The sequence below is a fragment of the Vibrio stylophorae genome (assembly GCF_921293875.1).
GTDB classification, from domain to species: Bacteria; Pseudomonadota; Gammaproteobacteria; order Enterobacterales; family Vibrionaceae; genus Vibrio_A; species Vibrio_A stylophorae.
Genome location: NZ_CAKLDI010000001.1, coordinates 2511579 through 2536597, shown reverse-complemented (window position 1 = coordinate 2536597; position 25019 = coordinate 2511579). Strand labels below are relative to the sequence as shown.

Genomic DNA, 25019 nt, shown 5'->3' with positions numbered 1-25019 from the left:
GTGGCAAAATTTGGTGTGGTGCAGATGAATGCGGGCTCAGATCCGCAGCACAATTTAAAATCGCTTGAAAAGAAAATTCGCGGCCTGCAACTGCAGGGGGCTCGTGTGATCTTGTTGCCTGAAAACTGCTTTGTTTTTGGCGATAAAGGCGACTACGAAATTCATGCCGAAGAGCTGGGGCAAGGGCCACTGCAAGATTGGTGCGAAAATATTACCCATAAACTTGGTATCTGGCTGATTGTCGGCTCAATGCCAATTCGCCATGATGATGGCCGCCTAACGGCCACTTGCTTGGTTTATGATGGTGCAGGCCATTGCCGCGCGCATTACCACAAGCTGCACCTTTTTGATGCCAAAGTGAAAGATGCTCATGGCGCTTATCAAGAGTCCGCCGTTTTTAAAGCCGGTGATGATGTCGCGGTGATCGATACCCCTTGCGGCAAAGTCGGTCTATCGATTTGTTACGATTTGCGCTTTCCGCATCTGTACCAAGAACTCGCGGCCAAAGGCGCTGAAATTATCGTGGTGCCAGCTGCCTTTACCAAGGTCACGGGTGAGGCGCATTGGGAGCCACTTCTGCGCGCTCGCGCCATTGAAAACCAAGTGTGGGTGGTGGCAGCGGCGCAATCGGGCCAGCATGAAGGAAGTCGTCAAACCTGGGGGCATTCGATGATCATTGACCCTTGGGGCCGTATCGCAGAAGTGCAAGAAGCGGGTACCGGTGTAATTTGGGGTGAGATTGATCTGTCATTAGTGTACGCTTTGCGCGAAAGAATGCCGGTTGCTGACCATGCCCGTTTTACAAGTCAGTGGCGCCAATCCAAATAAGAGTGAGATGATGCTAGATCAGGTAGAACAGAATCTTTTTGAGCAAACTGGGCTGTCGCGTGACAGTTTAAGCCAAACCCTTGCTGCGATTAGCCACCGCGTGGTGGATGATGCCGATATCTACTTGCAAAGTAGCTGGCATGAATCTTTGGTGCTGGAAGACAGCATTATCAAAGATGGCTCCTTTAATATCGATTGCGGTATGGGCGTGCGTGCAGTCAGCGGTGAAAAGACAGGTTTTGCCTACGCTGATCAGCTCACCCCAGAAGCGTTAATGCAAAGCGCGAAAGCGGCTCGTGGCATCGCAGTTGCAGGTGGTGATGGGCAGGTAAAAGCCTTTACCCCGCATCAGGTGCCACAAATTTATGCATCGCTTAATCCGCTCGAAAGCATTGAGCGTAGTGAGAAAATTTCACTGCTTAAACAGGTTGATGCCTATATTCGCAGTCGTGATCCGCGAGTCAGTGAAGTGAGTGTCAGCCTCTCTGGTGTGTATGAGCAAGTGCTCGTTGCTGCATTAGATGGCACTTATGGTACCGATGTTCGTCCTTTGGTGCGTTTATCGGTGAGCGTGCTGGTTGAGCACAATGGCCGCCGTGAACGTGGCGGTGCAGGCGGCGGTGGTCGTTATGGTTATCAAGCTTTCTTTGCTGAGGTAGACGGTCAAATGTGGGCGTTGTCTTTGGCAGAAGAGGCGCTGCGTCAAGCTTTAGTGAATCTTGACGCCGACGATGCGCCAGCAGGTATGATGCCGGTGGTGCTGGGCGCTGGCTGGCCAGGCGTATTGCTCCATGAAGCTGTGGGTCATGGCTTGGAAGGTGATTTTAACCGTAAGGGATCTTCTGTCTTTAGTGGTCGCGTGGGCGAACAAGTGACCTCACCACTGTGTACCATTGTGGATGATGGCACCATGGCCAATCGTCGCGGCTCAATGAACATTGATGATGAAGGGACGCCGAGCCAATACAATGTGTTGATCGAAAAGGGGCAGCTCAAAGGCTATATGCAAGATAAGCTAAATGCCCGCTTGATGGGTGTGGCGCCGACGGGTAATGGTCGCCGTGAGTCCTATGCGCACTTGCCGATGCCACGTATGACCAACACTTATATGTTGCCGGGTGAGCACGCACCTGAAGAGATTATCGCTTCGGTGAAAAAAGGCCTATATGCGCCAAACTTCGGCGGCGGTCAGGTGGATATCACCTCCGGTAAATTTGTGTTCTCTGCCTCGGAAGCTTATTTGATTGAAAACGGTAAGATAACCCGCCCCGTGAAAGGCGCCACCTTGATTGGTAGTGGCATTGAAGCGATGCAGCAGATCTCCATGGTTGGTAATGATCTCGCATTGGATCGCGGTGTCGGTGTTTGCGGTAAAGCTGGGCAAAGTGTGCCAGTCGGTGTGGGGCAGCCGACCCTGAAATTGGATGCATTAACCGTTGGTGGCACTCAGTAAAGATTCTTTTATTGGGTAGAAAGGCGATAGGTTGCACTATCGCCTTTTTTGTCTCTTTTTTCATTTTCCCTTTTATTGCGCCTCGGACTTGCCCGAGCGGCAACTTACTTTTTGACCAGCAAAAAGTAAGCAAAAACTGGCCCCTGAATTGCGCGTTTTCTTGCGCGATAGTCCTATGCATTGTTGTACCACTTTGCATGTGTTCCTGACACAGGCAAAGTTTGGATGGCATCCTTGCCATCCATACAACGCAAGGTCAATCGAGCAAGGCGCAATTGAAGGGGAAAAGCTCGGAGTTAAGACTGGCACACACTCTTCGCCTAGGTTATACTCCGCGCCGGAGTTGGCCGGGTAACCGCTGCTTTATTGATGTCCCTTGACCTTATGTTGGGGAGACTGATGAAGGGGAGGAAAGTCCGGGCTCCACAGGGCAGAGTGCCAGGTAACGCCTGGGGGGCGCAAGCCTACGACTAGTGCAGCAGAGAGCAAACCGCCGATGGCGCCTTGTGCGTACAGGTAAGGGTGAAAGGGTGCGGTAAGAGCGCACCGCGCGGCTGGTAACAGTTCGTGGCACGGTAAACTCCACTCGGAGCAAGACCAAATAGGTTCCCTATGGCGCGGCCCGCGTTGGGAACGGGTAGGTTGCTGGAGCCAGTGAGCGATTGCTGGCCTAGATGAATGGTTACCGCTGAGCAATCAGGACAGAACCCGGCTTATAGGCCGACTCCCCACATTTCACAACCCAGCTTCGGCTGGGTTGTGTCGTTTTGGCGCAGAGCGTCGATTTTTCCTGCTTTTTTTATTTGCTGCATTCACATGGTTGCAGCATTTATGGGAAAATGAGCGCTAGTCCGCGTTCTCTGCGGCCAAAGGTAGAAATGCCATTTGCTGGTAACTGCATCATGCTATGCTGTGAGGTTATCGGTAAGGCGACTGCCGCCGAATCACCGCAACAAAGAAAGACTTGCTATGAGCGACCAATTTTCCCATATCTCCGTGCTGTTAGAAGAATCTCTGAATGGCTTGGCCATTCGTCCCGACGGTATCTATGTCGATGGCACCTTTGGTCGTGGTGGCCATAGTCGTGCTATTTTGGCGCGTTTAGGCGAGCAGGGTCGTCTATACAGTATCGACCGCGATCCGCAAGCCATTGCCGAAGCGCAAACTATCGACGATCCGCGTTTTCAAATTATCCATGGTCCATTTTCTGGGGTTGAAGAATACCTGACCGAGCGCGGCCTCGCTGGCAAGGTGGATGGTGTGCTATTTGACCTTGGGGTGTCTTCACCGCAACTTGATGATCCTGAACGTGGCTTTAGCTTTATGCGAGACGGCCCATTGGATATGCGTATGGATCCCACGACAGGCCAATCTGCCGCGCAGTGGCTACTGGAAGCGGAAGCCGATGATATTAGTTGGGTGCTAAAAACCTTTGGTGAAGAGCGCTTTGCATGGCGTATCGCTAAGGCGATTGTGGCGCATCGTGAAAATGAAGAGAATGAGCCGCTGACGCGCACGTCACAGCTGGCCAAGCTGATTGAAGATGCGGTGCCCATTCGTGAAAAGAAAAAGCATCCAGCAACCCGTAGTTTTCAGGCGATCCGCATCTATATCAACAGCGAGTTAGAAGAGATCGATCGCGCGTTGATGGGCGCGATGTCGATTCTTGCACCGCAAGGTCGCTTGTCGGTGATCAGTTTCCACTCCTTGGAAGATCGCATGGTCAAACGCTTTATGCGCAACCAAAGCAAGGGACCTGAGGTGCCACACGGCGTGCCTTTGACCCAAGCGCAGATTGACCAGCTTGGCAAAGCCAAAATGAAAACCGTAGGCAAGGCGATTAAGCCAAGCGCTCAAGAAATTGAATACAACAGCCGCTCTCGCAGCTCAGTCCTTCGTGTTGCTGAGCGTCTTGAGGATTAATGATGAAACCGGCTCGCCATCCATCACTGCTTTTATTGATCGCGCGTGATTTAAAACAGCATGGGCTGGTTGCGCTGTTTCTTCTATTGGCCACCATTGCGGTGGCCTTTGCTGTTGTTGACTACACCCGTTTAACGCGCAGCTTAATTACAGAGCGTGACCAATTGTTATTTGAGCGTGATGCGCTGGATAACGAGTGGCGAAACCAATTGCTGGAAGAGCATGCATTGGCCGATCACAGCCGAATCGATACCATAGCGCGAGATGATTTGGGTTTTATTCGTCCCAATAGTGCCAATGAGAAAGTGGTGAGATTGCCATGATCAACTGGCCATGGCGCAAAGCGCCCGATAATAAAGATAAAAAACGCAAACCCAATACGCGTCGCGTCAATGCTGCGCGTCATTCCTCTAAAACACCGACCAAAGCGGCGAACAAGGTTGTCGCCAAGCCCAATAGCAAAACACCTGCGACCGCCACGAGCAGTCGTCGCCAAGAGCCTGCTGCCTTTGTTCAGTGGCGCTATTGGTTGATGTGCGCTGGTTTGATCGGCGTATTTGCACTGCTGATTGGTCGTGCTGCCTTTATTCAAGTGATCGAGCCAGACCGTTTGGTTTATGAAGGTGATTTACGCTCGCTGCGGGTGAAGACCATGCCTTCTGCGCGCGGGATGATCACCGATCGCAATGGTGAGCCCTTGGCCGTGAGTGTCCCTGTACAAGCCATCTGGGCTGACCCATATACTGTGCATAAAGAGCATGGTTTGGATGATCTTACCCCTTGGTATGCGCTTGCTGATGTGTTGGGGATGGATCGTAAACAGCTGATTGATCGCGTGCAATCACACCCTAAGCGTCGTTTTATCTATTTGCAGCGACAAGTGAGCCCTGCGATGGCGGCTTACGTGAAAAAACTCGATATTCCAGGTGTGAGCCTGAAAGATGAATCTCGCCGTTTTTATCCAACGGGTGAAGTAAGTGCCCACTTAGTTGGGGTTACCGGCATTGATGGTAAAGGCTTAGAAGGCGTTGAGCTGAGCTTTAACCAGGCCTTGACTGGTGAAGCGGGCAAACTGACGGTGCGTAAAGACCGTCATGGTCGTGTGGTTGAGAATATCGCCACAGAAGATCGTGAATTGGCGCAGGAAGTACACCTGAGTATTGATCAGCGTATTCAAGCGCTGGCCTATCGCGCACTCAAGCAAGCAGTAGCCGATACTCGCGCCACAGCGGGTTCTTTAGTGATGATTGATGTGCTTACGGGTGAGGTGATTGCATTGGTCAACGCGCCTTCCTACAACCCCAATAATCGTAATGATCGCCAAAGTTTTCGTATGCGTAACCGCGCGATTACCGATGCCATGGAGCCAGGCTCGACGGTGAAACCTTTTGTGGTGCTTGCGGCGCTTGAAAATGGCGTGGCCACCAAAGACACCATGATTGATACCGGCAATGGCATTATGCAAATTGGCGGTAGTCGTGTGCGTGATGTTTCGCGTGTTGGTTACGCCAGCCTGACCAAGATTTTACAAAAGTCCAGTAACATCGGGGTGAGTAAACTATCACTAGCCATGCCAGTACAAGCACTGTTGGGGATGTATAGCAGTGTGGGCCTGAGCGATCACCCGGGAACAGGCTTAAAAAGTGAGCAGGCTGGATTTTTCCCATATCGCACGCGTTGGTCTGATTTTGAGCGAGCCACACTCTCCTTTGGTTATGGCTTATCGGTGACTGCGATGCAACTGGCGAAAGCCTATGCCACTTTGGGCGCTTATGGTGAAAGCCATGATATCTCCATTCTTAAGCTCAAAGGTGATGTGCAAGGAACTCAGATTGCGTCTCGTCAGCATGCCAAAGAGGTATTGGCGATGTTGGAAACGGTAACCCAAGAAGGTGGCTCGGCTCGTGCTGCAGCGGTTGATGGTTATCGTGTGGGTGCCAAAACAGGGACCTCACGCAAAGCCCGCAGTGGTGGCTATAGCGATCAATATGTAGCTTTAACCGCCGGTGTTGCACCAATTAGCCACCCACGTTTGGCTTTGGTGGTGGTCATCGATGAGCCGCAAGGCGATCGCTATTACGGTGGTCAAGTTGCCGCGCCAGTATTTTCTGAAGTGATGGGAAGCGCGCTACAGCTATTGAATGTAGCGCCTGATGCAGCCACTAGTGGACAGATGAATATCGTCAAGCAGTGATGCTTGGCGCGTTGTACAAAATACACAGAAGGATAGGGGCATGCTGCAAGGGCAACCCAAAGTGAATTTCGCAGTGCTGCTGAGCCAATGGTTGCCAGCATTGCCTCAGCTTGCTCAGTGGCAAGCTATTGAGATCGCCAATTTATACATCGACAGCCGGCAAGTGACGGCTGGCGATGCTTTTGTTGCAATCGCCGGTCATCAGGTGGATGGGCGTCAGTTTATTGATAAAGCGATTGCGCAAGGCGCAGTGGCCGTTTTTGCCGAAACCGATAGCGAACACGCACATGGTCAATGTGATTGGCAAGGTGATGTACCTGTACTGTGGCTTGATGCGCTGGCCACTGAGCTTTCCGCATTGGGGCATTTTTTCTATCAAGCGCCAAGCCAACAAATGACCATGGCTGCGGTGACGGGTACCAATGGTAAAACTACGATTTCACAAATTTTGGCGCAGTGGGCGCAGCTATTGGGCTGCCGTGCAGGTGTGATGGGCACCAATGGCAATGGTTTATTGGGACAGTTGCAAGAAAGCGCCAATACCACCGCCGATGGGATCACGGTACAGCGTCAACTGGCCGCGCTAAAGCAGGCAGGCGCTAATTTTGTTGCCATGGAGGTCTCTTCGCATGGCTTGCACCAAGGGCGTATTGCCAAGGTGCACTATGATGTGGGTATTTTTACCAATCTCACCCGTGATCACTTGGATTATCACGGCGATATGGCTAGCTATGCCGCAGCAAAAAAACTGCTATTTACTGAGCATGATTGTCGTCATGCGGTGATTTTTGCTGGCGATGAAACTGGCCATGCTTGGTTGTCTGATTTGCCGGATGCCGTTGCTGTTGGGCTAAATGCCATGCAAGTGCAGGGGCACTGTGGCCGGAAAATTTGGGCGACTGAAGTGCAGTATAGTCAGCAAGGGGTCACCATTGCCTTTGATTCTAGCTGGGGCCGCGGTCAGTTTAACGCAGCTTTGGTCGGGGCATTTAATGTCGCTAATTTACTGTGCGCCTTAGCGGCACTTTTAGTGTTAGGGCATGACAAATCAGCGCTACTGGCTTGCGCGCCGGCGCTTCAAGCTGTGGTGGGGCGGATGGAGATTTTCCATCAGCCAGGTCAAGCCATGGCGGTTGTGGATTACGCACATGCGCCCGATGCCCTTGAGCAAGCTTTGAAAGCGCTGCGCCATCATTGTGACGGCGATTTGTGGTGCTTGGTGGGCTGCGGCGGCGATCGTGATCGCGGTAAGCGCCCAATGATGGCGGAAATTGCCGAACGTTTGGCCGATCGCGTGATTTTGACCGATGACAATCCACGTAGTGAATCGCCTGACGCCATTATTGCCGATATGCAAGCTGGGATGCAGCATCCTGAGCGTGTGGCTGTGATTCACAGTCGCTTTGATGCCTGCGCCTTTGCACTGGCGAACGCCAATGAACAAGACATTATTTTAGTGGCCGGTAAGGGTCACGAAGATTACCAGATTTATGGTCAGGACAAGCGTCACTATTCGGATCGTGAAACGCTGGCCGAGCTACTAGGACGAAAAGCATGATCTCTTTGTTGTTGTCACAACTGGCTGCCGTCGTGGATGGACAGTTATTTGGTGCCGATGGCCCCATTACCCAAGTGACCACAGACTCGCGTCAGTGTGAGGGGCAATCTTTATTTGTGGCATTGATTGGTGAGCGTTTTGATGCCCATGATTTTAGTGAGCAAGCGAAAGCCAATGGCGCGAAAGCTTTGTTGGTTTCACGTCAGCTTGAAACTGAGCTGCCACAGATTCTGGTGCATAATACGCAAAAAGCCCTTGGTAAATTGGGTCAATGGGTGGGACAGCATAGCCATTGCCATACTATTGCACTGACGGGTAGCTGCGGTAAAACCACAGTCAAAGAGATGGTGGCATCGATTTTGGCACAAAAAGGTAAAGTGCTGGCCACGGCGGGTAACTTCAATAATGAAATTGGTGTGCCGCTGACCTTGCTTCGCCTTACCCCTGAAATTGATTATGCAGTGATTGAGCTTGGCGCTAATCATCAAGGTGAGATCGCCTATACCAGCGCTTTGGTCGAGCCGCATATTGCATTGATCAATAACGTGGAAGCTGCGCACCTTGAGGGCTTTGGTTCTTTAGAAGGTGTTGCAAAAGCCAAGGGCGAAATTTTCCAAGGTTTACGCAGCGGCGGCATCGCATTGATCAATTTAGATAGCCAATACCCCAATATTTGGCGTACCGATTTAGCGGATAAGCGCGTTCTTCATTTTGCCTTTGAAAATACATCTGCGGATTATTACGCCGCTGATGTGCGCTTAAACACGCAAGGTACTTGTGCCTTTACTCTGCATACGCCACAAGGCAATGCTGCCATCGCGCTACCTATTGCCGGCCAACATAATGTGACCAATGCGGTGGCGGCTACGGCACTGGCTATGGAATCGGGCGCTAATTTAGCGCAGGTGAAAGCGGGATTAAGTGCGCTGAAATCGGTCAAGGGTCGCGTCGATGTGCAGCAAATTAGCGCCAATCTTCGAGTGATTGATGATAGCTATAACGCTAGTGTTGCGGCGATGAAAGCAGCCGCTGCGCTACTGGACAGTTATCAAGATGAAACCATCCTTGTGCTCGGCGATATGGCCGAACTTGGCGAATATAGCGAAGCGATGCATCGCAGCGTTGGTGAATGCGTTGCCGCAAGCTCGATCAAACACGTATTTACTTTTGGTCGTGATAGCGCAGTGATCAGCCAACTTAGCAATGGTTCACATTTTTCAGATAAAGCGGCTTTAATCGCTGAAATTAAACAACAAATTAATTCGTTAACAGGCAAAAATATTACCGTTTTGGTGAAAGGCGCACGCAGTAGTGCAATGGATCAAGTGGTAACAGCATTAGTGGAGACCTATTCGTGATTATCTGGTTAGCAGGCCTTTTGGAGCAATATTATCCAGCGTTTAGGCTCTTTGAATATCTGACATTTCGCGGTGTGATGAGTATTTTGACGGCGCTGGCAATTTCTTTGTGGATGGGCCCGCGTTTGATTCAGCGTTTGCAGCTGCTGCAAATTGGCCAAGTAGTACGTAATGAAGGGCCTGAATCGCATTTTAGTAAGCGCGGTACGCCGACCATGGGCGGGATCATGATCCTTGCCGCAATCACCATTACCACCCTGCTGTGGTGCGATCTCTCCAATCCATATGTATGGGCCGTGCTGTTTGTGTTGCTTGGCTATGGTGCGGTTGGTTTTGTCGATGATTATCGCAAAGTGGTGCGCAAAAATACCGATGGTTTGGTGGCGCGTTGGAAATACTTCTGGCAGTCATTGATTGCGCTGATCGTCGCCTTTGCTTTGTATGCCTACGGCAAAGACACTGCTGCGACTCAGTTGGTGGTGCCTTTCTTTAAAGATGTGATGCCGCAGCTTGGTCTGCTATTTATCATCATGACCTATTTTGTCATCGTTGGTACCAGTAATGCGGTGAACCTGACCGATGGCCTTGATGGCTTGGCGATTATGCCAACTATTATGGTAGCCGGTGGTATGGCGCTGATTGCTTGGGCAACCGGTAACGTGCAATACGCCAGTTATTTACATATTCCACATATCAAAGAAGCCAGTGAATTGATGGTGATCTGTACCGCGATTGTTGGTGCTGGCTTGGGCTTTTTGTGGTTTAACACCTATCCAGCACAAGTGTTTATGGGCGATGTGGGCTCATTGGCACTGGGTGGTACGCTGGGCGTGATTGCCGTATTGGTTCGTCAAGAGCTGCTATTGGTGATTATGGGCGGTGTGTTTGTGGTTGAAACCCTGTCAGTGATCCTGCAGGTGGGCTCTTATAAACTACGCGGTCAGCGTATTTTCCGTATGGCACCGATTCACCACCACTACGAACTCAAAGGCTGGCCAGAGCCACGCGTAATCGTTCGTTTTTGGATTATCTCTTTAATGCTGGTGCTGGTCGCACTAGCGACGCTCAAAGTGCGTTAAGGATTTCAACATGATTCCAGGGTTTGCCAATCTTCAGCGTGTTTGTGTTGTCGGTCTGGGTATGACTGGCCTTTCGGTGGTGAATTATTTGCGCCGCCAAGCACCTGAGCTTGAAATTTATGTGATTGATACGCGCGCGGTAGCGCCGGGTGCCGAGCAATTACCCGCCAATGTTGCCTTGTATTGTGGTGGCTTTGAGCAAAGCTGGCTCAATCAAGCGGACTTAATCGTCGCAAGTCCTGGTATTGGCCTTGCAACGCCAGCGCTGCAAGAGGCGCAGCAAGCAGGTGTGCCTATTGTCGGTGATATTGAGTTATTTGCTTTAGCGGTAAGTGCTTCAGGTCACGCGCCGATTTTGGCAATCACTGGCTCAAATGGTAAGAGTACGGTCACCAGTCTGCTCGGTGAAATGGCCAAAGCGGATGGTCGCCAAGTGGGCGTGGGAGGCAATATTGGTTTTGCGGCGCTGGATATGCTCAAAGAGCCGCAGGATCTTTATGTGCTTGAGCTATCGAGTTTCCAGTTAGAAACCACGTCCCATTTAAATGCGAAGGCTGGGGTCTATCTCAACCTTTCAGAAGATCATATGGATCGCTATCAAGGGATGGCTGATTACGATGCGGCTAAGCAGCGTCTATTTGCACAATGCGAAGTGGCCATTGCCAACCAAGATGATCCCGCCACTTGGCCAAAGTCGAATCGCGAATACCTGACCTTTGGTTTTGAGCAAGGGGATTATGTGCTGGCACAGCATCAAGGCAAAGCTTGGTTACAAGCGCGTGGTGAATGGGTGATGCCCATTGATGAGATTGCTTTGATTGGCCGACATAATGTTGCGAACGCACTGGCGGCAATTGCGCTCGCGCAGCAAGTGGGAATCTCTTTGGCGGCTTGCGCACAGGCACTGCGTGAATATCATGGCTTGCCACACCGCTGCCAGTGCGTGCACCAAGCACATGGCATTCGCTGGGTGAATGATTCAAAGGCGACTAATCTGGCGAGTACGGGTGCCGCGCTCAATGGTTTGATGCTGGAAGGCCGCTTACATTTGCTTTTGGGCGGGGATGGCAAAGGCGCGGACTTTAGTGAGCTAGCCGCTTTGCTGGCGCCGCTGAATGTGGCGATCTATTGCTATGGTCGAGATGGTGATCAAATGATGCCATTGCATCCATCGGCGCAGCGTTTTGAAACCTTAGAGCAATCCATGTCCGCCATTGCATCAGTGGTGAAATCAGGTGATATGGTGCTGCTGTCACCGGCTTGCGCGAGTTGGGATCAGTTCCCCAACTTTATGGTGCGCGGTGAAACTTTTGCCAAGCTAGCGGAAAAACTCAGTGATTCAGTGGTGGCTTTGCAATGATCTGGCAGTTTTGCCATGGCATCAAAGCTTGGATGACCAAGCCCACTCCGGGCGCTTTATTTGATCGTCAATTGGTTTGGCTGTCATTTATTTTGATGGCGGTGGGTTTGGTGATTGTGACCTCTGCATCTGCGCCTGTATCCGTTCGTTATACTGGCGGCCCATACCATTACGCTGTTCGTCATGGCATCTTTTTGCTTTTAGGCTTGGGTGTCGCGGCGGTAGCATTGCAATTTCCCATGTCTTGGTGGCAACGCTGGAGCCCTTACATGTTGGTGGGGGCGATTGTTCTGCTACTTTCGGTGCACTTGATCGGCAGTTCAGTCAATGGTGCCAAGCGCTGGATTGACCTCAAGCTCTTTAACCTACAACCGGCGGAAATTGCCAAGTTGGTGCTCTTTATCTATGTCGCGAGTTATCTCGAACGGCGGCATAGTGAAGTGGTTGAAACTTCTTGGGGTTTCGCTAAGCCATTGGTAGTATTCATTTTATTTGGCGGATTGATCATCACTCAGCCGGATTTAGGTTCAGTGGTGGTGATGTTTATCACGGTCACCAGCATGCTATTTGTCGCTGGCGCAAGGTTGTGGCAATTTTTAGCACTGATGGTGGCAGGGCTGTCATTGATCGTCATGTTGATCGTCTTTGAGCCCTACCGAATGCGCCGCTTTACGGCCTTTTTAGACCCATGGCAAAATCCTTTTGGCAGCGGTTATCAGCTGACGCAATCTTTGATGGCTTTTGGCCGTGGTGGTTGGTTTGGTCAAGGGCTTGGTAACTCGATTCAAAAATTAGAATATTTGCCAGAAGCACACACGGACTTTGTTTTTGCGGTTTTGGCTGAAGAGTTGGGTTTGTTTGGCGTGGCTGCGGTGTTGCTACTGTTGTTGGCTCTGGTCTTTAAAGCACTGACCATCGCCAAAAAGAACTTAGAAAGTAATATCTACTTTGGTGGCTTTTTAGCTTTTGGCATTGGTGTTTGGTTTGCGTTTCAAACCCTGGTCAATGTTGGCGCTGCATCCGGATTAATTCCCACCAAAGGTTTGACCTTACCGCTGATTAGTTATGGTGGCTCTAGTTTGCTGATGATGTCGCTTGCGGTAGCCGTGTTGCTTCGTATCGACTTTGAATATCGCTGCGCGAAGCAGCAAGCCTATGTTGCGGGGCAATCACATGAAAGCCCTGAAGACGAGCAGTCTACGACTTAGTTGGTCGAAACAAATGTGGCATTTAGGCGATAAAAGAAGGCAATGAAATGAGTAAGAAGTTATTGGTGATGGCTGGTGGTACTGGCGGTCACGTATTTCCTGCGTTGGCCGTGGCGAGCAAACTGCAGCAGCAAGGCTGGCAGATTCGCTGGCTTGGCACGGCTGATCGTATGGAAGCGCAATTGGTGCCGCAGCATGGTATCGAGATTGATTTTATCGAGATCAAAGGATTGCGCGGACAAAAACTACTGCGCCTGATCAAAGCGCCGTTTCAGATTGTAAAGGCGATTGGTCAAGCCAAGCGTCATATTCGCGCCTACCAACCGGATGCCGTGCTCGGGATGGGTGGCTATGTTAGCGGTCCTGGCGGCATTGCGGCTTGGTTGTGTGGTGTGCCGGTGATTTTGCATGAGCAAAATGCGGTGGCGGGCCTAACCAATCGCTGGCTTTCGCGCATTGCCAAAGTGGTGCTGCAAGCCTTTCCAGGTGCTTTTGCCAATCGCCCTGTGGTGGGTAACCCAGTACGCGATGAGATTGCAGCATTGCCGGGTCAGGCGGCAGCCATTGCCGAGCGCGATGAACCTATTCGCGTACTGGTGATGGGCGGCAGTCAGGGTGCGCAAATTTTGAATCGCGTGGTGCCTCAAGCGGTGGCACAAAGTGGCCAGTCGCTACAGGTTTGGCATCAGGCGGGTAAAAATAATCAGGCGAGCACTGAGCAAGCCTATCAAGATGCTGGCATCACCAATGCTAAGGTGACTGAGTTTATCGCTGATGTCGCAGGCGCTTATCAATGGGCGGACTTAATTGTTTGTCGCTCTGGCGCGCTGACGGTATCTGAGCTGAGCTGCGCGGGCCTTGGCGCAATTTTTGTGCCTTTTATGCATAAAGATGAGCAGCAAGCAAAAAATGCGCGCCACTTGGTAGAAGCTGGCGCTGCAGAACTGATTTATCAAAAAGATTTAACTGCTGAGAAATTAGCAGCGCGATTGCAACAACTGGATCGTTCAGCACTTGTCGCGATGGCGGAAAAAGCCAAAGCCTGCGCGATTGATAACGCTGCTGAGCGCGTTGCCAATGCAATCATTGACCAAGCAAAGTGAGACAAATAATGAGTAAGCTTGACCCCAAACAGTTAGCCCAAATTCGAACCATGGTGCCAGAGATGCGCCGTGTCGAAACTATTCACTTTGTGGGCATTGGCGGTGCCGGTATGTGCGGTATCGCTGAGGTGTTGGCCAATGAAGGCTATCATGTGACTGGCTCTGATATTGCAGCGAATGCGGTCACTGAGCGCCTAGAGCGTTTTGGTGCGGATATTTTTATCGGTCATGCACAAGAGCATGTGGTGAATGCCAGCGTGGTGGTGGTATCCACTGCGATTAAAGAGGATAACCCAGAGCTTATTGCCGCACGCGAGCGTCGTATTCCTGTGGTGCGCCGTGCAGAAATGTTAGCTGAATTGATGCGTTTTCGTCATGGCATCGCGGTCGCTGGTACCCATGGTAAAACCACCACCACAGCCATGGTGACTCAGATTTTTGTCGCTGCAGAGCTTGATCCAACCTTCGTCAATGGTGGTTTAGTGAAAACTGCGGGCACCAATGCGCGCTTGGGTAGCAGCCGTTATTTGATTGCTGAAGCAGATGAAAGTGATGCTTCATTTTTGCACCTGCAGCCAATGGTGAGCATTGTCACCAATATCGAAGCTGACCATATGGATACCTATGGCGGCGATATTGAAGTGCTGAAACAAACCTTCATCGATTTTCTACATAACCTGCCATTCTATGGTTTGGCGGTGATGTGTATTGATGACCCTATGGTGCGTGAGCTATTGCCGCGTATTCGCCGCCATGTCACTACCTATGGCTTTAGCGACGATGCGGATATTAAGCTGGTGGATTATCAACAAAAAGGTCAGCAAGGTACCTTTAAGGTATTGCGTCATAATATGCCTGACTTGGATATCACACTGAACGTACCTGGCCGTCACAATGCGTTAAATGCAACGGCTGCGATTGCAGTAGCGACTGAGCAAGGTATTAGTGACCAGCATATTGTTGAAGGTCTTGAAGCCTTTGCGGGCACAGGTCGTCGTTTCGATCACCTCGGCGTGTTCAATGTCCCTGGTGGTGATGTGATGCTGGTGGATGATTATGGCCATCACCCAAGTGAGGTGGATGTAACTATTGATGCGGCGCGTCAAGGTTGGCCTGACAAGCGTTTGGTGATGATTTTCCAACCGCACCGCTATACACGTACTCGCGATCTCTATGAAGATTTTGCTAATGTGCTGGAAAAAGTGGATGTATTGCTCATGCTTGATGTATATCCCGCGGGTGAGGCGCCGATTCCTGGCGCTGATGGTCGCTCGCTATGCCGCACGATTCGTGGCCGTGGTCTCGTGGATCCTATTTTTGTACCGGGAATTGATGCATTACCAGCGGCTTTAGCTAATGTGATGCAAGCAAATGACATGGTGCTAACACAAGGTGCAGGTGATGTGGGTAAACTCGCGCGCACTTTGGCGGGCTTACAGCTAGATATTGATGCAATGAGGGTTTTTCAGTCAGAGGAATGCGTCGCAAAATAGTGCGAATGCTCATAATTTTGAGCAGATCTTTCTGAAAAAAGGCTTTGCAGTTAACATCTTTGTTGCTGTTTTTTTCATTGACTGTTGGAGCTGGTCACATAGACAGTTATAATCTGCGAGCTAAGCTCTCGGTCACGCCATTGGTGATTGGACATAGAGAATGATCAAGGCGAACACGTGTTAACAGCAGATTTAATCGAACCACAACCTCAATACGCTATAGATTTGCCACAGCAAAAGTGGCGTTGGTGGAGTGGTTTGATTTTCTTTATCTGTGTGATTGTGCTGCTGTTCTGGGGCGGTTGGCGAACCATTCACTGGATGAGTGATGCCCACCGACTACCGATTTCGCAAATGGTGATTGAGGGGCAGCTGAAATACACCAATGTCGATGAAATTCGTAGCGCCATTGGTCAGCTCGGTCGGCTAGACAGCTTTATGCTGCAAAATGTCGATGAGATTCAGCAGCAATTAGAGCAACTCCCTTGGGTCAAACAAGTTGCAGTACGTAAGCAATGGCCCAATCAGCTCAAGCTTTATATGGTAGAGCAGCAAGCGAAGGCGCGATGGAATGACAATGCCCTCCTGAATAGTGAAGGGACAATTTTCGCCCCTAAAAACGCCAATGCTTTGCCGTTAAATTTGATTCGCCTCTATGGGCCGGATCAGCGGAGTGATGAAGTGCTTGCAATGTGGCACTACATCGATCAAACCCTCGGGCCTAAATTTAACGTGGCGCAATTGAGTTTATCGCCACGCCGCGCATGGCACATCGTTCTTGCTGATGGTGTGGTCATTGAATTGGGTCAAGAGCGAGTAAAAGAACGTATTCGACGCTTTGTTGGGTTATATCCAATTTTGCAGAAAGAGGGGCGAGAGATCGCCTATATCGATTTACGCTATGATACGGGGGCCGCAGTCAAATGGCGTGATAGCCCTGACGGCCGAAGTAAATAAAGCAGGCAATCATGACAAAACCTACAGAACAACAACTATTGGTCGGTCTTGATATTGGCACATCAAAAGTAGTCGCCTTGGTTGGCGAGGTGCTGCCTGATAACCGTATCAACATTATTGGCGTTGGCAGTTGTGCATCTCGAGGGATGGACAAAGGCGGCGTGAATGATTTGGAATCCGTGGTGAAATCAGTTCAACGTGCGATTAATCAAGCGGAACTGATGGCTGAATGCCAAATTTCATCAGTGTATTTATCGCTATCGGGTAAACATATTCGCAGCCAAACCGAAAAAGGGATGGTGCCGATCTCTGATGAAGAGGTGACGCAAGATGATGTGGATAATGTTATTCATACCGCCAAATCGGTAAAAATTAGCGACGAACATCGCATTTTGCATGTGATTCCTCAAGAGTTTGCTATTGATTATCAAGAGGGCATTAAAAACCCTGTTGGTTTATCGGGTGTACGCATGGAAGTGGGCGTGCACTTGATCACTTGCCACAATGATATGGCGCGAAACATCGTAAAAGCGGTGGAGCGTTGTGGCCTCAAAGTTGATCAGTTGATCTTCTCTGGGCTAGCAGCCAGTAATGCAGTATTGACACCTGATGAGCGCGAGCTCGGTGTTTGTGTTGTTGATATTGGCGGCGGCACCATGGATATTGCGGTATGGACCGGCGGCTCGTTACGACATGCGGAAGTGATTCCCTATGCAGGTAATGTGGTCACCAGTGATATCGCTTATGCTTTTGGTACACCTCCGGGGGATGCCGAAGCGATTAAGGTAAACCATGGCTGCGCTCTGGGAGAGATGGTAAGCAAGGATGACTCTGTTGAGGTACCAAGTGTAGGTGGGCGACCTTCTCGCAGCTTACAACGACAAACCTTAGCAGAAGTGATTGAACCACGTTACAGTGAACTTTTGGGCCTGGTTCATCAAAAACTTATTGATATACAAGAACAATTACGTAGTAATGGTGTCAAACACCACTTAGCAGCAGGGATCGTTTTAACGGGCGGTGCAGCAAAAATGGAAGGGCTTGTGGGATGTGCCGAGCGCGTATTCCGTAACCAAGTGCGAATCGGTGATCCCATCGATATCGCAGGTCTGACCGATTATGTGCAAGCTCCAGATTTCTCAACCGCGGTGGGGTTACTTCATTACGGGAAGGAAAGTCAGCTCGAAGAAGAGAGCTACTCTGAGCCGAAACGCTCAGTAGGATCTGTCTTCTCAAAATTGAGCGGCTGGTTTAAAAAAGAATTTTAACCTGATGCGAACAGGAAGAACGGAGAGAACACATGTTTGAACCGACTACGGATATATCCGATGAAGCAGTCATTAAAGTCATCGGCGTTGGCGGCGGTGGCGGTAATGCTGTTGAGCATATGGTCCGCGAATCGATTGAAGGCGTTGAATTTATCAGCGTGAACACAGATGCGCAGGCGCTGCGTAAAACAAGTGTGACTCAAGTGATTCAAATCGGTAATTCGATCACCAAAGGCCTTGGTGCAGGTGCAAACCCACAAGTGGGTCGCGAAGCTGCGCTAGAAAACCGTGATGCGATTAAAGAAGCGCTCAATGGTGCCGATATGGTATTTATCGCAGCAGGTATGGGTGGCGGTACTGGTACTGGTGCAGCCCCTGTGATTGCTGAAGTGGCAAAAGAGTTGGATATCCTGACCGTTGCGGTGGTGACCAAACCTTTCCACTTTGAAGGCAAAAAGCGTATGACCTACGCTGAGCAAGGTATCGAAGCACTTGAGCAGCACGTGGACTCGTTGATTACGATTCCAAACGAAAAGCTACTGAAAGTACTTGGTAAAGGGATCTCTTTGCTGGATGCATTTGCCAAAGCGAACGATGTATTGCGTAACGCAGTACAAGGTATTGCTGAATTGATTACGCGCCCTGGCCTGATCAACGTCGACTTTGCAGACGTCCGTACTGTGATGTCTGAAATGGGTCACGCAATGATGGGTAGCGGTGTGGCAAGCGGTGAAGACCGTGCTGAAGAAGCTGCTGAAATGGCAATTTCAAGCCCGCTACTTGAAGATATCGATTTGGCTGGCGCGCGCGGTGTGCTTGTCAATATTACTGCAGGTTTCGATCTTCGTTTGGACGAGTTTGAAACTGTAGGTAATACGGTCAAAGCATTCGCATCAGACAACGCAACCGTTGTGGTGGGTTCTTCTTTGGATCCAGAAGTGTCAGATGAGCTTCGTGTAACTGTTGTTGCAACCGGCATTGGTAACGAGCGTAAGCCTGATATCACTTTGGTTCCTGGAACAAAAGCAGCGCCAGTAAAACCGGCACAGCCTTTGCAAGAGAAAAAAGAGCCAGTGAAAGTTGAAGTGCAACCAGAGCCAGCCCCAGCGGCAGTGGCGAAATCAAGTGTTGCGCCAGCATCTAAGCCAAAGGCGGATGATGACTATTTCGACATTCCTGCTTTTCTGCGCAAACAGGCTGACTAAGGTCACATTTTTGCCTTTAGTAAAAGTTGCGGTATAATGGCTGGCCAAATTTTGGCTAGTCATTGTTTTATGGCAGCTTTCGGAATCTAAGTTTAACTTAGGTGAAATTTATTAGCAGTTGAGATCGTGATGATGATTCGACAACGCACATTAAAGACTATCGTTGAGGCAACTGGTGTTGGCCTGCATTCAGGTCGTAAGGTGAAACTCACTTTGCGCCCAGCGGCTGCCAATACAGGCATTATTTATCGCCGCACCGATTTGAATCCACCGGTTGATTTTAAGGCCGATGCAAATGCTGTGCGTGATACCATGCTGTGTACAGCATTGGTCAATGATGACGACGTTCGTATCTCAACCGTTGAGCATTTAAATGCGGCGCTTGCGGGTATGGGAATCGACAACATTGTTGTTGAAGTGAACGCACCTGAAATTCCAATTATGGATGGTAGTGCGAGCCCATTTATTTACCTGCTGCAATCAGCGGGTATTGAATGTCAAAATGCATTGAAACGCTTTATTCGCATTAAGAAACCTGTGCGCATTGAAGATGGTGACAAGTGGGCAGAATTGGTGCCATACAATGGCTTCCGTATCAATTTTGCCATTGATTTTGACCATCCAGCGATTGATGCAGAGCATCAAAATCTGCTGCTAGACTTCTCGACGCAATCTTTTATCAAAGAGATCAGTCGCGCTCGTACTTTTGGCTTTATGCGTGATATCGAGTACCTTCAATCACAGAATCTGTGTTTGGGCGGTAGCTTTGATAACGCCATCGTACTCGACGATTACCGTATTCTAAATGAAGATGGTTTACGTTTTGATGATGAATTCGTGAAGCATAAGGTATTGGATGCGGTAGGCGATCTATTTATGTGTGGCTTTAATATGATTGGCGAGCTTCGCGCGCACAAATCTGGTCATGCATTGAATAACCGTTTACTTCGCGCAGTGCTTGCCGACCAAGAAGCTTGGGAATGGGCAACCTTTGATGAATCAGAGCAATCGCCGGTTGCATTTGTTGCGCCGAACATGGTGCTAGCTTAATTCGTAAAGCGTTAAATATTGAATTAATCGCGGCTCGCAAGAGCCGCGATTTTTTTTAACCGCTCGGCAATCTTTTCAGGCAGTACATCGGCAAATTGTGTGAGTTGCTGAGCCATTGCATGGCTAACTTTAGGCGGTGTTGACTTTTTCATCACAGCACTTGGATGCTCAGTTTGCTTATTCAATGCTGGGTTGATTTGAATCTCAATACCCATGAGCTGCGGCAAATGTTGACGCATCGCTGTTTGTATTTGCATTTTTTGACCATTCAAGCGGTATTTCATTGCCGCCGAACTTACTTCTAGAAACAGCCAATGCTGTCGGTAATTGGCAAGTCGCCAATGCGCTGAGGGAATGCTGGTAATTTGCGTATCGAGCCACTGCTGAATCTCTTGCAGCTCATGAAGGTGGCGCTGGAATTGCCCGGTTAACGTATGCTGGAGCAATTGATTGGTTTTGGTTGGGCGGTGATCACGCATAAAAAACGCTCATTTTGGAATCGAATTGCTTAGACAACTGGGCTGAGCTCTCAGTTTTGCGCTAAGAATGTCAGCAAAACCATGGTAACCATTAGCTGCCCTCCTGTATATGCCGTATTATAACCCAGCTAAATCACTGTGGTAGATGGGTGTATATTACCTAGAGCCTTGAAAACAAAATAAAGGATCCCCATCTCCCATGGTAGAACTGGTTGCTGCTCTGTGATTTGAGCGGCACATTGGAGTGAGTGCCAACCACGCTCGTATTTTTATTTGCATCCTCATCAGAGGATATGTTCAGAGAAACGGCCATCCCATGATAACGAAATTGCTAACGAAGATTGTTGGTAGCCGCAATGACCGCACTTTGCGCCGTCTGCGTAAGATTGTTCAACAAATTAATGCTTTAGAGCCCCAGTTTGAATCGCTCACCGATGCTGAATTAAAGGCGAAAACGCAAGAGTATCGTGGCCGTTTGGCCCAAGGTACTGAGCTAGATAGCCTGCTTCCTGAAGCATTTGCTACCGTTCGTGAAGCCTCTAAGCGTGTCTTTGGCATGCGTCATTTTGATGTGCAGCTTATTGGCGGTATGGTGCTTAACAGCCGTGAAATCGCTGAGATGCGTACTGGTGAAGGTAAAACACTGACAGCGACCTTGCCTGCTTACCTCAATGCTTTGACTGGTAAAGGCGTACATATCGTTACCGTCAACGATTATTTGGCACGTCGTGACGCCGAAACCAACCGTGCACTGTTTGAATTCTTGGGAATGAGCGTTGGTGTGAACTTGGCTGGCATGATGCCACCTGAGAAAAAAGAAGCCTATGCGGCCGACATTCTCTACGGAACTAATAACGAATTTGGTTTTGACTACCTGCGCGACAATATGACCTTTCGCGCTGAAGATCGCGTGCAGCGTGAACGCTTCTTTGCCGTGGTCGATGAGGTGGACTCCATCCTGATTGATGAAGCGCGTACGCCACTGATTATCTCAGGCCCTGCGGAAGATAGCTCTGAGCTTTATAAGAGCGTTGATAAATTGATCCCTCGCTTAGAGCGCCAAGATAAAGAAGACAGCGAAGAGTATCGTGGTGATGGTCACTACACCGTTGATGAAAAATCAAAACAGGTGCATTTGACCGAAAATGGTCAAGAGTTTGTTGAGCAGCTTCTGAAAGAATCGGGCTTAATGACCGAAGAAGATAACCTTTACTCACCGGCCAACATCAGCTTGTTGCACCATGTGAATGCTGCCTTGCGTGCGCATGTTTTGTTTGAGCGCAACGTTGACTACATCGTGCAAGATGATGAGGTTGTGATCGTTGATGAACATACCGGCCGTACCATGCCGGGGCGTCGTTGGTCTGAAGGTTTACACCAAGCGGTAGAAGCTAAAGAAGGTGTGAAGATTCAGAACGAAAACCAGACGCTGGCGTCGATCACTTTCCAGAACTATTTCCGACTATACGAAAAATTGTCAGGTATGACAGGGACCGCAGATACTGAAGCTTTTGAGTTCCAGTCCATTTATGGTCTTGAAACAGTGGTGATCCCAACCAACCGCCCAATGGTTCGTAAGGATATGGGTGACTTGGTCTACATGACTGAGCGCGAAAAATTCAATGCGATCATTGAAGATATTCAAGAGCGAGTTGCGGCTGGCCAGCCTTGCTTGGTGGGTACTGTATCCATTGAAAAATCTGAGCTGCTGTCTAATGCGCTGCGTGAACGTAAGATCAAGCACCAGGTTTTGAACGCCAAATTCCATGAAAAAGAAGCAGATATTATTGCCCAAGCAGGTACCCCTGGTAGCGTAACGATTGCTACGAACATGGCGGGTCGTGGTACCGATATCGTGCTCGGTGGTAGCTGGCATACGCAAGTTGAAGCGCTCGAAAATCCAACGGATGCGCAAATTGAAGAGATTAAAGCCAAGTGGAAACTCTCTCATGATGCTGTAATTGCGTCCGGTGGTCTGCACATCATTGGTACTGAGCGTCATGAATCTCGCCGTATCGACAATCAGTTGCGTGGCCGTTCAGGCCGTCAAGGTGACCCCGGTTCATCTCGTTTCTATCTCTCTATGGAAGATGGTTTGATGCGAATTTTTGCATCTGATCGTGTGACTGCAATGATGAAACGTTTAGGTATGGAAGAGGGCGAAGCCATAGAGCATCCACTGGTATCGCGCGCTATTGAGAATGCGCAGCGTAAAGTGGAAGGTCGCAACTTTGATATTCGTAAACAGCTTCTTGAGTTTGATGACGTTGCCAACGATCAGCGACGCGTGGTTTACGAACTTCGTGATGAGTTGATGGATGCAGCCGATATCAGCGAGATGATTGCATACAATCGTGCTGACGTATTTGAAGCGGTTATTGATGAATATATTCCACCACAATCATTGGAAGAGATGTGGGATGTTCCAGGGCTAGAAGAACGCCTACGCGTTGATTTTGCACTGGAACTGCCTGTGGTGAAATGGCTTGAAGAAGATGACAAACTCTACGAAGAAGCACTTCGTGAGCGTATCATTGATGCTGCGACACAAGTGTATCAAGAGAAAGAAGATGTTGTTGGTGCTGCTGTCATTCGCAATTTTGAAAAGACAGTGATGCTACAAACCTTAGATAATCTTTGGAAAGAGCATCTAGCAGCGATGGATCACCTGCGTCAAGGTATCCACTTGCGCGGTTATGCGCAGAAGAACCCGAAACAAGAATACAAGCGAGAATCCTTTGAGCTCTTCCAAGGTTTGCTTGAAGCACTGAAATCAGATGTGATTTCTGTGTTGAGTAAGGTGCAAGTGCAAAAACCTGAAGAGATCGATCGCGCTGAGCAAATGCGCCTTGAACAAGCAGAAGCCTTAGCTCGTCATCAGCAATACCAACATGCACAAGCGGATAACCAAGTGACGGATGAAGATGAATCTCATGGTGCTATGGAGCAACCTTTTGTTCGTGAGGGCAAAAAGGTTGGGCGTAATGATCCTTGTCCATGTGGTTCAGGCAAAAAATTCAAACAGTGCCATGGTAAAATTAACTAAGCGCTGATCTTGAATCATTACTTATAAAGGCCGCATAGCGGCCTTTTTATTCGCTTAATTTTCAGTGAGGAATCAAATGAAGAAAACAGAAGTCGCCATTGGGATCATTTTAAATCAAGCGAATACGCATATTTTTTTGACTAAGCGAGATGCAAAAAGCCATCAAGGTAATCAGTGGGAATTTGCTGGCGGAAAAATTGAATTTAATGAGCTGCCCGAGCAAGCTATGCAGCGTGAGTTACATGAAGAAGTGGGTATTGAAGTAACACAAGCATCGCCATTTCAAGTGATTGAGCATGATTACGGTGATAAGCAGCTAATCTTGCACTTCTTTTTGGTTGAGACTTATCTTGGTGAGCCCTATGGGAAAGAGGGGCAACCTGGCCATTGGGCGGCTATCGCACAGTTAAAGGATTACTCATTCCCCGCAGCAAACAAAGCTGTGATTGAAGCGTTAATGACACAATTTTAATATGATCTGTAAATGGGAGTGAGGTTACTCACTCCAATATTCACTGTCTTCATCTTCATGGGCCGGTGCACCTGCAATCCGCTTTTCTTCATCAGCCCATTCACCTAAGTCAATCAGTTGGCAGCGCTTGCTGCAAAATGGACGAAACTCACTGCTTTCTTGCCAAGCCACTTGGTTTTGACAGGTGGGACATTTCACATAAGTTAATTCAGGCATTTTCGATATCCTTTAATAGCGGGAATCAGCATAAGGCTAATTCAAAAGGGATTTGGCTGGCAACCTTGTCTTGCTCATTCCAAGGCAGAAAACGAAGGGTGCTGCGTTTGGGATGTGCTGAAACCATTAAATAACACTGGTGTTGCTGCGCGATACGAATGCGTAGGAGCTGACTACCTTCACATTCCACATGGTAAACACCTTGCTGCGCGAGGTGCCGCTCAAAGCTTTGGCTTTCGCGAGTGAGCTGAAACCATAGCTTGAGGCCTTGAATTAAAGGTTGCAAAGATTCAAGCCAATGGTGTACTTGACTCTGTTTTTCCATATCAGGCAGCTGTCGCCAGTAACCAAACACCGGCACATCAAAATCACAACTGCCAGCAGGAATGCTCATTCGTGGTTTTAACGCGCTTAAAACGCGATCTGACCGGAGTCCGTGTGTCGGCTGGCGCTGCTGTTGTAGCGTCTCAATATTTTGGTCTAGCTGCTGTTGAAGGGCATTGAGTGTGATTGAATCGACTTGAGGTAAGTTACGCCACTGCACCAACTGCTGCTGCCAGCGCTGAAGATCGCGAATAAGATCGCTGCGTAAATTACTCTGCTCAATCAGTTCTAAAAAATCAAAGAGTGGCTGGAAGAAAGCATAGCTACAGCAATCTTGGTGTTGAGGGTGTCCGTTAATTTTTTGGATGAGCTGTTCGGCGCGTAAATAGCTGCGAACCCGCTCGTTGAGTGGGTGCTCATAGAAGTAGATGGACATGAAGGGCCT

The 25019-nt window shown here is 49.3% G+C and carries 21 protein-coding genes and 1 other RNA gene; 19 read left to right on the top strand and 3 right to left on the bottom strand.

Annotation, left to right across the window (positions count from 1 at the left end):
- From L9P36_RS11765 to lpxC, 17 genes are all read left to right on the top strand, one after another.
- A complete protein-coding gene (locus L9P36_RS11765; RefSeq protein WP_237467107.1) occupies window positions 1-828 on the top strand; it encodes a carbon-nitrogen hydrolase family protein in 828 nt (275 codons plus the stop codon).
- A 7-nt stretch (window positions 829-835) separates the two neighbouring features.
- Window positions 836-2281 (top strand): metalloprotease TldD, encoded by a 1446-nt coding sequence (tldD, locus tag L9P36_RS11760; RefSeq protein WP_237467924.1) that lies wholly within the window; start codon window positions 836-838, stop codon window positions 2279-2281.
- 339 nt (window positions 2282-2620) lie between these two features.
- Window positions 2621-3013, top strand: an RNA gene (gene rnpB, locus L9P36_RS11755) — RNase P RNA component class A.
- Window positions 3014-3250: 237 nt separating this feature from the next.
- On the top strand, window positions 3251-4204 hold the full coding sequence (rsmH, locus tag L9P36_RS11750) for a 16S rRNA (cytosine(1402)-N(4))-methyltransferase RsmH (RefSeq protein ID WP_237467106.1): 954 nt from the start codon (window positions 3251-3253) through the stop codon (window positions 4202-4204).
- A gap of 2 nt (window positions 4205-4206) precedes the next feature.
- On the top strand, window positions 4207-4527 hold the full coding sequence (gene ftsL / locus L9P36_RS11745) for a cell division protein FtsL (protein ID WP_237467105.1): 321 nt from the start codon (window positions 4207-4209) through the stop codon (window positions 4525-4527).
- Window positions 4524-6398, top strand: a complete 1875-nt coding sequence (locus L9P36_RS11740; protein ID WP_435532745.1) for a penicillin-binding transpeptidase domain-containing protein — start codon at window positions 4524-4526, stop codon at window positions 6396-6398. The genes ftsL and L9P36_RS11740 overlap by 4 nt, the downstream gene beginning before the upstream one ends.
- Window positions 6399-6438: 40 nt before the next feature.
- The gene (murE, locus tag L9P36_RS11735) at window positions 6439-7956 is read left to right on the top strand and encodes a UDP-N-acetylmuramoyl-L-alanyl-D-glutamate--2,6-diaminopimelate ligase (RefSeq protein WP_237467099.1); all 1518 of its coding nucleotides are present in this window, start codon (window positions 6439-6441) and stop codon (window positions 7954-7956) included.
- Complete coding sequence (murF, locus tag L9P36_RS11730; RefSeq protein WP_237467098.1) at window positions 7953-9314, top strand: UDP-N-acetylmuramoyl-tripeptide--D-alanyl-D-alanine ligase; 1362 nt, start codon at window positions 7953-7955, stop codon at window positions 9312-9314. Before murE ends, murF begins: the two co-directional genes overlap by 4 nt.
- Window positions 9311-10393, top strand: coding sequence for a phospho-N-acetylmuramoyl-pentapeptide-transferase (gene mraY / locus L9P36_RS11725; protein ID WP_237467096.1), 1083 nt, complete (start codon window positions 9311-9313; stop codon window positions 10391-10393). Before murF ends, mraY begins: the two co-directional genes overlap by 4 nt.
- Before the next feature lie 13 nt (window positions 10394-10406).
- Window positions 10407-11753 carry a UDP-N-acetylmuramoyl-L-alanine--D-glutamate ligase gene (gene murD / locus L9P36_RS11720; RefSeq protein ID WP_237467922.1) on the top strand — a complete coding sequence of 449 codons (1347 nt, stop codon included), beginning with the start codon at window positions 10407-10409 and terminating at the stop codon, window positions 11751-11753.
- A complete protein-coding gene (gene ftsW, locus L9P36_RS11715) occupies window positions 11750-12961 on the top strand; it encodes a cell division protein FtsW (RefSeq protein ID WP_237467094.1) in 1212 nt (403 codons plus the stop codon). The genes murD and ftsW overlap by 4 nt, the downstream gene beginning before the upstream one ends.
- A 47-nt stretch (window positions 12962-13008) precedes the next feature.
- Window positions 13009-14064 (top strand): undecaprenyldiphospho-muramoylpentapeptide beta-N-acetylglucosaminyltransferase, encoded by a 1056-nt coding sequence (gene murG / locus L9P36_RS11710; protein ID WP_237467091.1) that lies wholly within the window; start codon window positions 13009-13011, stop codon window positions 14062-14064.
- An 8-nt stretch (window positions 14065-14072) separates the two neighbouring features.
- Window positions 14073-15557, top strand: coding sequence for a UDP-N-acetylmuramate--L-alanine ligase (murC, locus tag L9P36_RS11705; RefSeq protein ID WP_237467089.1), 1485 nt, complete (start codon window positions 14073-14075; stop codon window positions 15555-15557).
- 177 nt (window positions 15558-15734) lie between these two features.
- Window positions 15735-16514 (top strand): cell division protein FtsQ/DivIB, encoded by a 780-nt coding sequence (locus tag L9P36_RS11700; protein ID WP_237467086.1) that lies wholly within the window; start codon window positions 15735-15737, stop codon window positions 16512-16514.
- A gap of 11 nt (window positions 16515-16525) precedes the next feature.
- Window positions 16526-17782 carry a cell division protein FtsA gene (gene ftsA, locus L9P36_RS11695; protein WP_237467084.1) on the top strand — a complete coding sequence of 419 codons (1257 nt, stop codon included), beginning with the start codon at window positions 16526-16528 and terminating at the stop codon, window positions 17780-17782.
- A gap of 32 nt (window positions 17783-17814) precedes the next feature.
- Window positions 17815-18987 carry a cell division protein FtsZ gene (ftsZ, locus tag L9P36_RS11690; RefSeq protein ID WP_237467082.1) on the top strand — a complete coding sequence of 391 codons (1173 nt, stop codon included), beginning with the start codon at window positions 17815-17817 and terminating at the stop codon, window positions 18985-18987.
- 132 nt (window positions 18988-19119) lie between these two features.
- Window positions 19120-20037, top strand: coding sequence for a UDP-3-O-acyl-N-acetylglucosamine deacetylase (gene lpxC / locus L9P36_RS11685; RefSeq protein WP_237467921.1), 918 nt, complete (start codon window positions 19120-19122; stop codon window positions 20035-20037).
- Between the two features lie 23 nt (window positions 20038-20060).
- Here lpxC and L9P36_RS11680 read toward each other — a convergent pair whose 3' ends face one another.
- Complete coding sequence (locus L9P36_RS11680) at window positions 20061-20516, bottom strand: DUF721 domain-containing protein (RefSeq protein ID WP_237467080.1); 456 nt, start codon at window positions 20514-20516, stop codon at window positions 20061-20063.
- A gap of 316 nt (window positions 20517-20832) precedes the next feature.
- Here L9P36_RS11680 and secA point away from each other — a divergent pair, with 316 nt between their 5' ends.
- Together secA and mutT are read left to right on the top strand one after the other, a co-directional pair.
- Window positions 20833-23562 carry a preprotein translocase subunit SecA gene (gene secA, locus L9P36_RS11675; protein ID WP_237467078.1) on the top strand — a complete coding sequence of 910 codons (2730 nt, stop codon included), beginning with the start codon at window positions 20833-20835 and terminating at the stop codon, window positions 23560-23562.
- A 76-nt stretch (window positions 23563-23638) separates the two neighbouring features.
- Window positions 23639-24034: an 8-oxo-dGTP diphosphatase MutT gene (gene mutT / locus L9P36_RS11670; RefSeq protein WP_237467077.1), complete on the top strand. Its 396-nt coding sequence runs from the start codon at window positions 23639-23641 to the stop codon at window positions 24032-24034.
- A 24-nt stretch (window positions 24035-24058) separates the two neighbouring features.
- Here the strand turns inward: mutT and yacG are convergent, their stop codons facing one another.
- A complete protein-coding gene (gene yacG, locus L9P36_RS11665; RefSeq protein WP_237467074.1) occupies window positions 24059-24250 on the bottom strand; it encodes a DNA gyrase inhibitor YacG in 192 nt (63 codons plus the stop codon).
- Window positions 24251-24275: 25 nt separating this feature from the next.
- Window positions 24276-25010, bottom strand: a complete 735-nt coding sequence (gene zapD, locus L9P36_RS11660) for a cell division protein ZapD (protein WP_237467072.1) — start codon at window positions 25008-25010, stop codon at window positions 24276-24278.
- Window positions 25011-25019: the final 9 nt, after the last annotated feature.

Coding starts and splice junctions, on each gene's coding strand:
- murC (WP_237467089.1), top strand. CDS start 14,073: ATGAGTAAGCTTGACCCCAAACAGTTAGCCCAAATTCGAACCATGGTG.
- ftsL (WP_237467105.1), top strand. CDS start 4,207: ATGAAACCGGCTCGCCATCCATCACTGCTTTTATTGATCGCGCGTGAT.
- zapD (WP_237467072.1), bottom strand. CDS start 25,010: ATGTCCATCTACTTCTATGAGCACCCACTCAACGAGCGGGTTCGCAGC.
- murE (WP_237467099.1), top strand. CDS start 6,439: ATGCTGCAAGGGCAACCCAAAGTGAATTTCGCAGTGCTGCTGAGCCAA.
- murG (WP_237467091.1), top strand. CDS start 13,009: ATGAGTAAGAAGTTATTGGTGATGGCTGGTGGTACTGGCGGTCACGTA.
- tldD (WP_237467924.1), top strand. CDS start 836: ATGATGCTAGATCAGGTAGAACAGAATCTTTTTGAGCAAACTGGGCTG.
- L9P36_RS11680 (WP_237467080.1), bottom strand. CDS start 20,516: ATGCGTGATCACCGCCCAACCAAAACCAATCAATTGCTCCAGCATACG.
- lpxC (WP_237467921.1), top strand. CDS start 19,120: ATGATTCGACAACGCACATTAAAGACTATCGTTGAGGCAACTGGTGTT.
- ftsA (WP_237467084.1), top strand. CDS start 16,526: ATGACAAAACCTACAGAACAACAACTATTGGTCGGTCTTGATATTGGC.
- yacG (WP_237467074.1), bottom strand. CDS start 24,250: ATGCCTGAATTAACTTATGTGAAATGTCCCACCTGTCAAAACCAAGTG.
- ftsW (WP_237467094.1), top strand. CDS start 11,750: ATGATCTGGCAGTTTTGCCATGGCATCAAAGCTTGGATGACCAAGCCC.
- mutT (WP_237467077.1), top strand. CDS start 23,639: ATGAAGAAAACAGAAGTCGCCATTGGGATCATTTTAAATCAAGCGAAT.
- murF (WP_237467098.1), top strand. CDS start 7,953: ATGATCTCTTTGTTGTTGTCACAACTGGCTGCCGTCGTGGATGGACAG.
- ftsZ (WP_237467082.1), top strand. CDS start 17,815: ATGTTTGAACCGACTACGGATATATCCGATGAAGCAGTCATTAAAGTC.
- rsmH (WP_237467106.1), top strand. CDS start 3,251: ATGAGCGACCAATTTTCCCATATCTCCGTGCTGTTAGAAGAATCTCTG.
- L9P36_RS11740 (WP_435532745.1), top strand. CDS start 4,524: ATGATCAACTGGCCATGGCGCAAAGCGCCCGATAATAAAGATAAAAAA.
- secA (WP_237467078.1), top strand. CDS start 20,833: ATGATAACGAAATTGCTAACGAAGATTGTTGGTAGCCGCAATGACCGC.